Origin of the sequence: Gilliamella sp. W8123, from assembly GCF_016101085.1 — a bacterium.
Taxonomy (GTDB): Bacteria; Pseudomonadota; Gammaproteobacteria; order Enterobacterales; family Orbaceae; genus Gilliamella; species Gilliamella apis.
The window spans coordinates 1-12,946 of sequence record NZ_JACFRE010000013.1 but is presented as its reverse complement, the minus strand read 5'-3'; the positions used below and the strand labels follow the sequence as shown (position 1 = coordinate 12,946).

The 12,946-nt window shown below is 36.3% G+C and carries 10 protein-coding genes and 1 riboswitch; of the genes, 7 read left to right on the top strand and 3 right to left on the bottom strand.

Annotated features, from left to right (window positions below; all coding sequences use genetic code 11):
• Both H3T56_RS11380 and H3T56_RS11375 read left to right on the top strand, forming a co-directional pair.
• Nucleotides 1-917, top strand: a 917-nt coding sequence (locus H3T56_RS11380) for a hypothetical protein (protein ID WP_198193069.1), incomplete at its 5' end; no start/stop codon positions are given.
• Between the two features lie 758 nt (nucleotides 918-1,675).
• Nucleotides 1,676-3,067, top strand: coding sequence for a hypothetical protein (locus H3T56_RS11375; protein ID WP_198193067.1), 1,392 nt, complete (start codon nucleotides 1,676-1,678; stop codon nucleotides 3,065-3,067).
• A gap of 525 nt (nucleotides 3,068-3,592) precedes the next feature.
• Here the strand turns inward: H3T56_RS11375 and pdxT are convergent.
• Together pdxT and pdxS are read right to left on the bottom strand one after the other, a co-directional pair.
• Complete coding sequence (gene pdxT / locus H3T56_RS11370; protein WP_198193066.1) at nucleotides 3,593-4,186, bottom strand: pyridoxal 5'-phosphate synthase glutaminase subunit PdxT; 594 nt, start codon at nucleotides 4,184-4,186, stop codon at nucleotides 3,593-3,595.
• On the bottom strand, nucleotides 4,186-5,073 hold the full coding sequence (pdxS, locus tag H3T56_RS11365) for a pyridoxal 5'-phosphate synthase lyase subunit PdxS (RefSeq protein WP_065578948.1): 888 nt from the start codon (nucleotides 5,071-5,073) through the stop codon (nucleotides 4,186-4,188). The genes pdxT and pdxS overlap by 1 nt, the downstream gene beginning before the upstream one ends.
• A 150-nt stretch (nucleotides 5,074-5,223) precedes the next feature.
• Here pdxS and H3T56_RS11360 point away from each other — a divergent pair, with 150 nt between their 5' ends.
• From H3T56_RS11360 to H3T56_RS11345, 4 genes are all read left to right on the top strand, one after another.
• Nucleotides 5,224-6,624, top strand: a complete 1,401-nt coding sequence (locus tag H3T56_RS11360; RefSeq protein ID WP_198193064.1) for a PLP-dependent aminotransferase family protein — start codon at nucleotides 5,224-5,226, stop codon at nucleotides 6,622-6,624.
• Between the two features lie 399 nt (nucleotides 6,625-7,023).
• Entirely contained in the window at nucleotides 7,024-7,287 is a 264-nt protein-coding gene (locus tag H3T56_RS11355; RefSeq protein ID WP_034903376.1) for a SemiSWEET family transporter, read from the top strand.
• A gap of 461 nt (nucleotides 7,288-7,748) precedes the next feature.
• Complete coding sequence (locus H3T56_RS11350; protein ID WP_065578946.1) at nucleotides 7,749-7,979, top strand: hypothetical protein; 231 nt, start codon at nucleotides 7,749-7,751, stop codon at nucleotides 7,977-7,979.
• A gap of 137 nt (nucleotides 7,980-8,116) precedes the next feature.
• Nucleotides 8,117-8,497 (top strand): DUF1161 domain-containing protein, encoded by a 381-nt coding sequence (locus tag H3T56_RS11345; protein ID WP_198193062.1) that lies wholly within the window; start codon nucleotides 8,117-8,119, stop codon nucleotides 8,495-8,497.
• Between the two features lie 139 nt (nucleotides 8,498-8,636).
• A riboswitch (TPP riboswitch) is annotated at nucleotides 8,637-8,726 on the top strand.
• 490 nt (nucleotides 8,727-9,216) lie between these two features.
• Here the strand turns inward: H3T56_RS11345 and asnA are convergent.
• Nucleotides 9,217-10,209: an aspartate--ammonia ligase gene (gene asnA, locus H3T56_RS11340; protein WP_034903383.1), complete on the bottom strand. Its 993-nt coding sequence runs from the start codon at nucleotides 10,207-10,209 to the stop codon at nucleotides 9,217-9,219.
• A 1,097-nt stretch (nucleotides 10,210-11,306) separates the two neighbouring features.
• Here asnA and H3T56_RS11335 point away from each other — a divergent pair.
• Nucleotides 11,307-12,659 (top strand): hypothetical protein, encoded by a 1,353-nt coding sequence (locus H3T56_RS11335; RefSeq protein ID WP_198193060.1) that lies wholly within the window; start codon nucleotides 11,307-11,309, stop codon nucleotides 12,657-12,659.
• The last annotated feature ends 287 nt before the right edge of the window (nucleotides 12,660-12,946 follow it).

Sequence of the window (12,946 nt, the reverse complement as noted above, 5' to 3'; positions counted from 1 at the left end):
GCGTTCCTAAAGGTAGCGATTTTAATGCTAGTAATGCGACATATTATATTAATCCTAAGGCACCACCAGAGGTCTGTTTTGCAAAGCCGAACTTGCGATTAGGTACTCTTGTTAGAGTAACGGATTACCGAGGTCCTGCTACAATGTGGAATGAAAAGATGGGGTTCATTACACAGTCGAAAAATCCGTCGTCTTATGATTTGAATTTCCCTACTACAGGGGCCCATAATTTATACTTTGATCTAGATATAGGAGGTAATTATCGAGAATTATCTTGGCAGCCAGTTTCTCATGGTGGTATTACAGCTACGATGACGGAAGCAACAAATAAAAGTGTGCGGGTTAGCCTAAAGGGTCCATTTGCTAAAGATGAGCAATTGGATTCAAGTAATCCAAGTAGTTTGGAAACTATACTCAATCCGACATTACCACAGACATTTGAGTTAGTTGGTCGAGACAGTCAAAGTGGGGAAGAAGTCGTCAAATACGGTTTCCAGTTAAAGCAGTGGTTTGTCAATCGTGGAACTGAATCTTATACTAATAAAAGTGTATCGTCTTGGTGTAGTGATATTGGATACCGTATGCCTAAGGTCAAGGATTTGACTAACGCGATTTGTCAGGGGGTTAATACAGGTGGCAACATATGCAAGGGTGCAGTTGGTGCGACACCTTCATCAACTGGTAATCATTATCAGCGTAGAATTGGTGCCGGTTTCTTTTCGGAGTGGGGCGACTTAAAGGACTACGCTGATGCTGGTTTCAGATTCGGCTATTGGACTAGCGACCCTGGCCAAGCTAGTAATTATACTGAGTTTATCGTTTACGCCTATAGTGGCTACGCATCTAGTGGCTTTATATCCAATGGAGGTGATACTCGTTTTGGAGTTTGTGCCGCAGCCCCTTTAAAGGATGATTAATTCAATAACCAAGCGAATTATGACGTAAATGGCTAAAGCAATGTTATGGCGACAGCCTTCCGCCCCAACTGGGGCGGGGTTATTTTTGAGGATTGGGATTTTTAAGATAAAAAAGTTGAGGAACGGGGTTTTTGAAACTTAAATTCCTACTTATTGCTAACCCTTTTTTTTGACTTAAAATAAAGTATTTAAAAATCAATATATTAAAAAATCACTTAAAAAAGGGTTTTTAATAGTAAAATTGCGCTTCTTCTTTTTGCCAACTGCATTTATAGTATATTGGATTCTAGTTCGCTACCGTGTAGGTAGTTTAGAAATACACTGCTTATTGAGTAGGTTAAAAATGATGATTTTTAAAGAGGGGGTTAAAGGGTCTATTATTTCTAATAAACAGCAAATAACCGATGCTGTTTTCGAGCTATCAGTGTTCTTCTTTACAAAAGTTAACAATAAAACCTTCAAAAAAAGTTGCATGGTTTTTTCCAATCACTATAATTTTTGAACTATATTTATATAATTGGATAAATTTTATGCTGTCAGGCATAAAATTGCAAATAAATCATCAATTTAATTGACAGGGTTGTCGATATGCATTATAATTTAAAACACCAAACACCAAACACCAAACCTGCCCAACCTATAATTTAACGTTAGTAAAGTTAAGCTCGCATCGTTTATTATTTAACCGCAGTTTATTTTTCCAACAAATTCAGCAAAATTTTTCAAAATTTCTTGGTTTAGCCTTTTTATCTCGGCCGATGGTTTTCATATTAACCGTGGTTGTTTTACAGTCTATTTCTTTTGCTAATTATGCATTAACCACTACAACGACCAATATTATTTATGGCTCAGCACCTTATTTAACCTTTGATGGTGGTCGTACCCGGGTAACCAATACCGAATCGCTACTCAGGATATCCCTTTCTGATGGTAGAACATTTACTCCCACAACCAATGATTCAAGTGACAATCCTATCGAGTTACCTGTTGAGGGGCAGAGTTTTGCGGATATTGGTATGTTAGTACCAACGGATACTAATTCTATTGCATTAAGTTCACTTATTGGCACACCGTATAATTATTGGGGGGATGATGATGGCGATGGTCAGGGAGTTAATGGTGTCACCGCTACCGGTAGTTTAAAATTAACTATTGTTGATAACGACAATAATTCTGTTGCCCGTAATGAAGTGCCGACTATTTGTAAAGCGCCATATAAATTAACCTTATCTAATGATGAAGGTACATTAAAAACACGTTATGGGGTACCTAATGAAAGTCGTTTTACGGAAGGTAATGCCACTTATTATATTAATCCTAAGGCAGCGCCAGTGATTTGTTTTGCTAAACCTAGCTTGCACAACGTTTCACATAATACTCCTGGTCCTGTTAATATATGGAACCTTGATAAGGGTTTTCTAATACAGTCAGTTACGCCGTCGTCTTATGGTTCAAACTTCCCGACTACTGGAGCTAATAAGTTATATTTTGATTTAATTATTGGGGGTAGTAATGCTCAGGCCTTATCTTGGGCGCCGGTTTCTCATGGTGGTATTACGGCGACGATGACCTATTCAGCAAGTAACGAAGTTCGAGTCACCCTAACAGGTCCTGCCGTTACAGACCCTAATCAATGGGAATCAGAAAATCCAGATAGAATCGACAGACTATCTTTACCGCAGGTATTTGAGTTGGTCGGTCGTGATAGTAGGGGTAATGCGGTGGTCAAATATGGATTTGAGTTAAAGCAGTGGTTTGCTAATCGTGGTGATTATACAAGTAACCTTTCTAGTCTATCATCTTGGTGTAATAAGATTGGAGGATACCGTGTCCCAAATGTCAAGGATTTAACTAATTCGTTTTGTCGGGGAAATAATACAGAAGACGCTTGTAACGATCTAGTAGAGGCAACGCCTTCGTCACCTGATGTGTTTTTCAGTCGTTACATTGGTGCCGGATTTTTCACGGAATGGGGTAGTATGCTCTATTACCTTGATACTAACTTCTACTTCGTTAGCTATTGGGCGAGTGATAAGACGAATAACAACCAATATTCTTTTTATGTTCACTCGGATTGGGGTACTATGTATTCCTACCCTACCATAACAGTAGAGAATACCAAACTCTTCGGAGTCTGTGTCTATCCTTAGCTATTATTTCTTAGTTCTTAGGTATTGAAGCTGAGGATAAGAAAAATAACTTTAGGACATCAAACAATCATTGACTTGCCAAGGCAATGGTGTTGACGTTGACGAAGTGGGCGATAAAAAGCGATTTTGTGGTGCGACATTCGCAATGTGCTGACAACTGCGTGAGGTTAGCATGGCAAACAGGGAAGTTTGCCAAGGCTGTGCTTTGTCAGGAACAAATCACAGCCGGTGCGTTAAGAGCGAACGCAGGCGGAAGACAGTCACGTAGTGACCACTTGCGTGGTCGCCGCGGGAGATTGTAAAGAGGGTTGGCGCCAACCCTCTTAACTCGGACGTAATCACCGTATAGAAATAACCGCAAAACTAACTACAAAACAACAAAACGTCCGAAATTCAAATAACCCAAAAAATTTTGAGGAGAGGGGTTTTTAAGACAAAAAAATGGCACTAATAATTAGTGCCAATAATCAAATATTACTAAAATTTGCTATTTTTATAGTTTAAAAATGGACTACATTTTAATCGTTAACATTTTTCAACAAAATAGCGCATTATGCGGTTATCGGTAGTTAGTTCTGGATGGAATGAACATAGCAAAATATTATCTTGTTCCGCCATTACACAATGATTATCAACAAAAGCGAGTTGTTTTACTTGTTTACCTGCTGTGGCAATATAGGGGGCACGAATAAATACCGCAGGAATTTGCTGACCGATAGGTGCAATATCTAACACTGTTTCGAAGCTATTTATTTGTCGCCCAAAGCCATTTCTTTCAACAAGAATATCTATTAGTCCTAGTTGTTCAACCTCATTATGATTCGTTTCAGTTCCGCAAAGAACTAACCCAGCGCAGGTGCCAAAAATACCTTTACCTTGTTTAGCAAATGCTTGGATTGGCTCAAATAAATCATTTTGTCTAATTAAACGACTGATTGCTGTTGATTCACCACCGGGAATAATTAAGCCATCAAGTTGACGCAATTGTTCGGTTTTTTTAACTGCAATAGGGCACACAAAATCAATGCTAGCCAACATGTTTAAATGTTCAGTTACGGCACCTTGTAAATTAAGCACCCCAATGATTTTGTTAGCTTTTAAGTTGGCAATTGTTGTCATTACCAGCCTCGATCTTGCATTCTTTCTGATTCGGTTAATTTACTGATTTCAATCCCTTTCATGGCTTCACCCAATCCTTTGGATAATTCAGCTAATCTTGGATAATCATCAAAATAAGTAGTTGCTTGAACAATCGCTTTAGCAAATTTTTCTGGATTTTGTGATTTAAAAATACCCGAACCGACAAATACACCATCAGCACCAAGTTGCATCATTAATGCTGCATCAGCAGGCGTGGCTACACCACCAGCAGCAAAATTAACCACAGGTAATTTACCAAGTTGTTTAATTTGTAATACTAATTCATATGGCGCGCCAATTTCTTTGGCCAATGTCATAAGTTCATCCTTTGATTTGCCAACGACTAAACGAATTTGTTCATTGACCCGACGCATATGTCTAACCGCTTCAACAATATTGCCTGTTCCGGGTTCGCCTTTGGTGCGTAACATAGAGGCACCTTCACCAATTCGGCGTAATGCTTCACCCAAATCTCGACAGCCACAGACAAAAGGCACAGTAAATTCATCTTTCAATAAGTGATATTGTTCATCAGCAGGCGTTAGCACTTCGCTTTCATCAATATAATCCACTCCCATTGACTCTAAAATACGTGCTTCAACGATATGGCCAATTCTCGCTTTCGCCATAACAGGAATTGTTACTGCTTTCATTACTTCTTCAACAATGGTCGGATCGGCCATTCTTGCGACGCCACCAGCAGCACGAATATCGGAAGGAACACGTTCTAAAGCCATAACTGCTACGGCACCAGCTTGTTCAGCGATTTTGGCTTGTTCGGCATTGACGACATCCATTATCACGCCGCCTTTTTGCATTTGTGCCATTCCACGTTTTACTGTTTGTGTACCGGTATGTTGTTTCATTGCTACTCCTGATTAATTAATGTTAGTTGTCTAATGTCAGGACTATTATTCAAAATTAAAGCACTGCAATAAACAGCCAATTGGACTATAATTAACCCATCCAATTTTGCATTTAAGGTAATAAGTTCTAAAAAACTTAGTAAATAAAAGATGTGGAATAAACAAAAATTAAGCCTTTTTAATGGCGCATTATTTAAAAAAGTCATGCAATTGATTGAGAACTATATCGAACAAGGTGTGTTAATAGCCGGTGAACGATTACCATCGGAGCGTAATTTAGCCAAGGATCTACAAGTTAACCGTTCAACTATTGTGCATGCGCTAGATATCTTAACTGAACGAGGGATATTAGTGCGAAAGCAGGGTAGTGGGACTTTTGTTAATGAACAAAAGTGGGGGCTGCAAGCTTATTCGACCATTAATTGGCGATTGCCAGCCAATTTTTATCATCATCGTCAAAATGTATACCAACAAAAAGTGGCACAGGTTCGGCAGCAAATGGATCATGTTTGTGATTTAGCTAATGGTGATTTGCCCACTAATATGATCCCCAAATTAATATTACCCAATATTACTTCCCATGAAATGGTTGCTTACGAAAAGAAGAGCGACATGTTGCAATTAGGGCTTCCTTCGCTTAAGCAGCAAATTGCTTATTATATGAAGAAACAATTTGCTATGTTGGTTGATACTGAACAAATTCTTATTACCTCGGGTACTCAACAATCTCTTTTTTTAATTACCCAAGGATTATTAAAACCTGGCGATGCGATAGGTATTGAATCACCATCATACTTTTATTCATTACCATTATTTCAAGCAGCAGGATTGCGTTTATACGGTATTGAATGTGATGATGAGGGTATTACTTTAGAGAGTCTACAGAAAGTCACCTTAGAGCGGCAAATAAAATGGTTATTTCTAAATCCTATTTTTCAAAATCCAATTGGTTGTGTGATGAGTAATCAGCGCAAGAAGCAGGTACTGGCATTTTGTCGAAAGCAATGTATTGGTATTGTTGAAGATGATGCCTATAGTGGCTTAGCTTTTGATGAAAAGACCAATATTTTACCGATTAAAAAATTCGATGCAAGTAATCAAGTGGTCTATTTAGGATCTTTATCCAAATATATCGGCCGTAATATACGTATTGGTTGGATGATAGCACCAACTGAAATTATCGAAAAATTAGCCAATATCCGCCATCACATTGACTCTGGGTTAAGTATTTTACCGCAACTATTAGCCGAGGAATATTTAAGTCACCATTATCAAACACATCAAAAATGGCTTCGCCATCAGTTGCAGAATAAAGCTAACCAATTAATGGATTGGCTGGATGATTATTTTAATGGTGATGTTATTTACCGAGTCCCAACCGGAGGTTTTCATTTATATGCTCATTTACCAGTTAATAATGCTGCACAAGAACTGACAATATTAAATCAGTTGTTGTCAAAACATATCATTGTTTCGCAAGGTACTGACTTTGGTGATAAGTTGGGGGCTATCCGATTAAGTTATGGACATTTTGAAAAAAATTTGCTTTGATCACACATCATAAAATCTGCATTAACTTATTGATTATGGAAAGTTCTAAGTTCCTGACAAAACATAGCCTTGCCTTGTCAAACATCCCTGTTAGCCATGCTAATCTCGCTAAATTAAATACAGTAAACACTTGGCAAGCAATAAACTTTAATGGTTAGTGTGAGCTGATTTTAGTTTTATAAGCAATTTCAGGGAAAGTGTGGGGGGATTTTTAAGCTTTAAAAACCCCGTTCCTCAAATTTTTTTATTTTTATTATCAAAATATTACTAATTTTATCAGCTATTTTTTATCATTTTATTTACATTAAATTGTCTAAAAGCTAGGTAGAATAAGGTTTAAATCGCTGATTATCTATGATAGATTAATTTTTCCATTCACATTAAGCAGGTAGGCTGATCTTGAATCTTTCACCCAAAGCTTTCCATTATTTAGGCGTCGTTGCAACGATTGCATCATTAGGCATGTATGTGTCATATATTCCGCAAATTATCGACAATCTTCATGGTTTTAAAACCAATCCAACTCAACCATTAGCGGCAGCAATTAACTGTTCGTTATGGGTTTGTTATGGATTATTACAACCTAAAAAAGATTGGCCGATTGCTATAGCTAATTCCCCTGGTGTTTTGTTCGGTTTAATTGCATTTTTTACGGCATTGTAAATTTATTGTTATACTTCTTTGTCTTATTTCAATACAGCATAATTTAAACCTTATGCTGTATTTTTTTATCAAAATTTTATCAAATCGTTAGATGATTTCTGTTGACAAATATAGAGTGTTTGGTTTCAAAAATGGATTATTCTGTTGCAGATTAAATTTTAACCTTGACATTAAGTTTTTATTTATCAATGTGTTGCAAGGTTATCAACAGGTTTGTTAAATACTTATCAAATAATTAAGTGAATAATTCACAATTTAGTTTTAACTAAAAAACTAAGTTTTAAATTGCATTATCAGATTCAATTATTGTCATCTATTTGCGATTAGATTATATTGGAGATCCGGCTGTTTATTAAACAGTGTTTATTTTTTAATACTCTTTTGTATTGAGTGTTCATGTTATTAATTTAGATGTCGACTTAATCGTATGAGCGTTAAAGATATAAAATAAGGAAATCAAAATGGCTAACATTAATCTTTCTGACGATTTGATAAAAGATTTTATCTATTCTATGTACCGTAAAGAAGTATTATTAAATTTAAAAGGGGTTGTTTTGACTGATGAGGATCGTAAACAACTTCATGAAAAAAGAGATTTTGTTAATCGATTGTCTGAAGCTGAATTAGCCGATATTCGCTGTTGGGTTTTAGATAAATTGAGAGTACTTGAAAGCCAGCATAAGCAAGATTAATCGGTTAGAATCTTGCGCTAACTTCATTAATAAATTGATAAAATTTATTTATCATATCGCTTATAACGATATGGACAGTTTTATCAATCGTTTTACAATGTAACAAAACTTATTATTTATAATTTATAGGAAAGGGTATGAAAAAGTTAGTCGTGGTTTTATTGTTAGGTCTGCCAATGGTTGCCGCAGCTTCTAATTGTGAAGAAATTAGTACCAGTATCGCTGAGAAAATCAAAAACAATGGTGTTGATGAAAGCAGTTTTCAATTAAATTTAGTTCCATCCGAGCAAGCTGAGCAAGGCGTTGCAGGTAAAATTGTCGGATCGTGTGATCGTGGTCAACAAAAGATAGTATATGTTCGTTCACAAGATAATTCGGTAACAACTGAAGCAAAACAACAAGAGTCTTCAATTTCTAATCAGCAAGCCGAACAAGCTGAATTAGAGAAATCTTCTCAACAAGAAAAAGTAGCACCATCTTCAGAAGATAATCAGCAAATTGACTCGAAGACAGAATAATCACTGATTATTAGCTATAGTTATAGAAGATCTATCGGTTAATTAATAAATAAATAAAGAACATTTGAATAAATAGTAACGGTTAATAAACTACTATCTTTATAAAAATTGTTATTTATTTGCTGAACTATTATTCATCTGTATTTATCCGGGGTGCCCTAGGCTGAGATTATAGCCGTTGAACCTGATTCGGTTAGTACCGGCGAAGGGAGTATAAAACACGTTTTTCTACAAGTCTGTTGTACTCCTTAATTACTAATTTTTATAAAAAGAAGTCATCATGCCGTCATTCTATTCGCTCTTCTGCCTTCGTTCGCTCTTAACGCACTGGCTGTGATTTGTTCCTGACAAAAACAACCTTGTCAAACATCCCTATTTGCCATGCTAATCTTACTCAGTTGTCACACATTGCTAATATCACTAAACAAGACTTGCCAAACTGATTCGCAAGAAATAACCATAGATATAACAGTTGGGTTAACAAATATGCTAGCAATAAATTCCAACAAACAATGCCAAATAAAATAGCTTGGCTTGATCAGCTTAGTAAATTTAGAGGATAGTTGCATTGAACATTTAACAAAATTATTTAGGCAAGCAACTAAACTTGAAATTGGTTTCTGGCAAATGGGTTTAGATAAACGTTTTAAATAACAAACATACTTTACCACTATGGGTAAAGTATGCTGAATTTGAACTATATTTAAACAATTTTTAAACTAAAGTAGTTTTGAATAATTTTGTTTAGTGGCATCGTCCCAAACGCTTGCTTGTACTTGACCAATATGTTGTTGCTGTAAAAGTAACATGGTTAATCGTGATTGGCCAATTCCACCACCAATTGTTTGTAAAAAATCACCATTAGCTAATGCTTTATGCCATGCATATTGGAGGCGATCTTCATTATTAGTCAGTTTTAATTGCCGTTTTAAGGTTTCTGGATCGACACGGATCCCCATTGATGAGATTTCAAAACCACTATTTAACACCGGATTCCAAACTAAAATGTCACCATTTAAGCCTTTTGAACCCATTTCATTATCACTACTCCAATCATCATAATCAGGAGCACGGACATCATGTTTTTCATTATTTGATAATTCACCACCAATACCAATTAAAAATACGGCGCCCAACTCTTTGGTAATTGCATTTTCACGCTCTTTCGGTGATAAATTTGGATAACGTTTTAACAGTTGTTCACTATCCATAAAGGTAATTGTTTCGGGTAAAAAACGTGATAGATGATATTTTTCAGAGACTGCTTTTTCAGTCGCTTTAATCGCACTATAAATTTTTTCAACCGTTTGTTTTAAATAAGCTAAATTGCGATCTTCAGGACGAATCACTTTTTCCCAATCCCATTGATCAACATAAACAGAGTGAATAGGCGAGAGTTTATCTTCATCCGGGCGCAGAGCTTTCATATTTGTATAAATGCCTTCACCAACAGGAAAATTGTGCTGACTTAACGTTTTACGTTTCCATTTAGCTAGTGAATGAACAACTTCGAATTGTGCATTAGGAATACTTTTAATATTAACTTGAACGGCTTTTTCGGTACCTGACAAATTATCTTGAACGCCATCACCAATTTGACTCAATATTGGTGCTTGAACTTCAATTAATGATAGATTATTTGCTAATTGCTCGGCAAAAAATTGTTTAACAAAATTGATTCGTTGTTGCTGCTCTTTAAATGATATTGTCATGTTTAGTCTCGAAATATAAAAAATTTGTGTTGCTAAATTAAACTAGAAAGCAGAAATATGCAAGTCTAGTTAACAGGCTTAAACAAGAGATAAAAAGCGATCTCTATTACGTCTAAAACAGATTTTTACTAATAACTATTTATGATGTTTTGACAATCTAATTATCTTCTTTAACTATTGTTGATAATTAGTTGTTGATAATTAGTGTCAGGACCATTTAGTTATAAAATCAGCTAGTTCCAATAATAAGAGTTTATTTTGGCAAATAAGTTTGGTGTATTTAATTTAGCGACATTAGCAATGTGCTGACAACTGAGTGAGGTTAGCATGGCAAACAGGGATGTTTGCCAAGGCGGTGCTTTGTCAGGAACAAATCACAGCCGGTGCGTTAAGACCGAACGAAGGCGGAAGGCAGTCACATCGTGACCACTTGCGTGGTCGCCGCGGGAGATTGTAAAGAGGGTTCGCGCCAACCCTCTTAACTCGGGCGTAATCACCGAATAGAAATAACCACAAAACAACAAAACGTCCGAAACTCAAACAGCCAAAAATTTTGAGGAACGGGGTTTTTTAAACGCAAAATACCTTCTAAAAACGATTATAAAATTGTCAAAATCAAAAGCCTAATCTGCAAATTATTAATATTAAAAATGGTGATTTTTTAAGAGGGGATAAAGGGGATATTATTTCTAATAAACAATAAATAACCGTGCTGTTTTCGAGCTATCAGTGTTCTTCTTTACAAAAGTTAACAATTAAACCGTCAAAAAAAGTTGCATGGTTTTTTCCAATCACTATAATTTTCGAACTATATTTATATAAATGGATAAATTTTATACTTATTGGTGTAAAATTGTAAATTAATCATTAATTTAATTGACAGGAATGTCGAATATGTATTATAATTTTAAACACCCAACACCCAACACCCAACCTGCTCAACCTATAATTCAATCTTTCTAAAGTTAAGCTCTCAACTTTTATTTTTCATTCCAATTAAATTTTTAACGAAATTTTATGGAATTCCGCGAATCTTATCGGCATTCTGGCATCATTCCTTTTTATCTCAGCAGATCTTTTTAAGCTTCTCATTTGGCTTGTTGCTAATAACTTCCTATTCAAGCCTTGCTTTAACCTCTAAAACGACCAATATTATTTATGGCTCAGCACCATATTTAACTTTTGACAATGGTCGCACCCAAGTAACAAATACCGACGGTTTGCTCGGGATATCCCTTTCGAATGGTGATAAATATACGCCCACAACCAATAATTCAAGTTTAGTCAATCCTATCGTTTTACCTACTGCAGGTCAGAGCTTTGCGGATATTGCTATGTTAGTCCCAACAAATACAGATTCTATCGCATTAAGTTCACTTATTGACACGCCTTATCATTATTGGGGTGACGACGATGGCGATGGTCAAGGGCTTAATGGTATCTCCGCTACAGGTAGTTTAAGGTTATCCATTGTTGATAAAGATTATCATGCTGTGGCTCGTAATGAAGTACTGGATATCTGTAAAGCACCATATAAATTAACCTTATCTAATACTAGCGGTACATTAAAAACACGTTATGGTGTCCCTAATGAAAGTCGTTTTAGTGCTGGTGATGTAACGTATTATATCAATCCTAAGGCAACGCCTTCGGTCTGCTTTGCTAGGCCAATTTTAATTAATGGAAGTGATTATTATGCTGGTCCGCGTTCTATATGGAATCCTGATAAGGGTTTTATTCCTCAGTCGGTGATGCCTTCATCTTACGATTTAAATTTTCCGACTACGGGTGCTAATAATTTGTATTTTGATTTAGAAATAGGTGGTAATAATCAGGCCTTATACTGGGCACCTGTTTCTCTTGGTGGTATTACGGCAACTATGACCAATTCAACTAATACCAGCGTTCGCGTTACCCTAACCGGCCCAGTAGCGAAACCATTGCAATGGCAATCAGATAATCCTGGTGAAATCGACAGACCATCTTTGCCTCAGGTATTTGAGATAATCGGTCGCGATAGCCCAGATAGTCGAGGTAACGAGGTTGTCAAGTATGGTTTTAAATTAAATCAATGGTTCGTTAATCGTGGTCATCGGGAATTTCATTATCCTGATATATCATCTTGGTGTGCTAATATTAAATACCGCATGCCTAATGTTAGAGATCTTACTAATACGTCTTGTCAAGGAGCGAATTCAGGTCATTGGTGTGAAGGTGTAGTTGGTGCTAGACCTTCATCACCTAATAATTATTACCAGCGTCGCATTGGTGGGGGATTCTTTGCAGAGTGGGGATCTATGTCTTATTACGACTCTGCTGAATTCAATTATTATGCTTATTGGACGAGTGATGTGCAAAGCGCGAGTAGTCACCAGTTTGTTGTTAGCTCGGACAGTGGTAATGCGTCTCGCTATACATCCGTCGACCATGGGATTTGCGTTTATCCTTAATACTAATTTCTTAGTTCTTAAACCTTGGACTGTATAGTAGGTATATAAATAATAGCAGGACGTTAAAGAATAATAGTTTTACAAAGGTAATGGTGCTGACAACTGAGTGAGGTTGGCGCCAACCCTCTTAACTCGGACGTAATCACCGTATAGAAACAACCACAAAACAACAAAACGTCCGAAACTCATCAAACAAAAAAACTTGAGGAACGGGGTTTTTTGAAATCAAAATAGGGCTAAAAATAGGAGGTAAGATTTTGGTGTGTTGGTACTTTTATTATTAATGT

Excerpts from the sequence above, each read along its gene's own strand:
- H3T56_RS11375 (WP_198193067.1), top strand. The coding sequence starts at position 1,676 with ATGGTTTTCATATTAACCGTGGTTGTTTTACAGTCTATTTCTTTTGCT.
- pdxT (WP_198193066.1), bottom strand. The coding sequence starts at position 4,186 with ATGACAACAATTGCCAACTTAAAAGCTAACAAAATCATTGGGGTGCTT.
- pdxS (WP_065578948.1), bottom strand. The coding sequence starts at position 5,073 with ATGAAACAACATACCGGTACACAAACAGTAAAACGTGGAATGGCACAA.
- H3T56_RS11360 (WP_198193064.1), top strand. The coding sequence starts at position 5,224 with ATGTGGAATAAACAAAAATTAAGCCTTTTTAATGGCGCATTATTTAAA.
- H3T56_RS11350 (WP_065578946.1), top strand. The coding sequence starts at position 7,749 with ATGGCTAACATTAATCTTTCTGACGATTTGATAAAAGATTTTATCTAT.
- H3T56_RS11345 (WP_198193062.1), top strand. The coding sequence starts at position 8,117 with ATGAAAAAGTTAGTCGTGGTTTTATTGTTAGGTCTGCCAATGGTTGCC.
- asnA (WP_034903383.1), bottom strand. The coding sequence starts at position 10,209 with ATGACAATATCATTTAAAGAGCAGCAACAACGAATCAATTTTGTTAAA.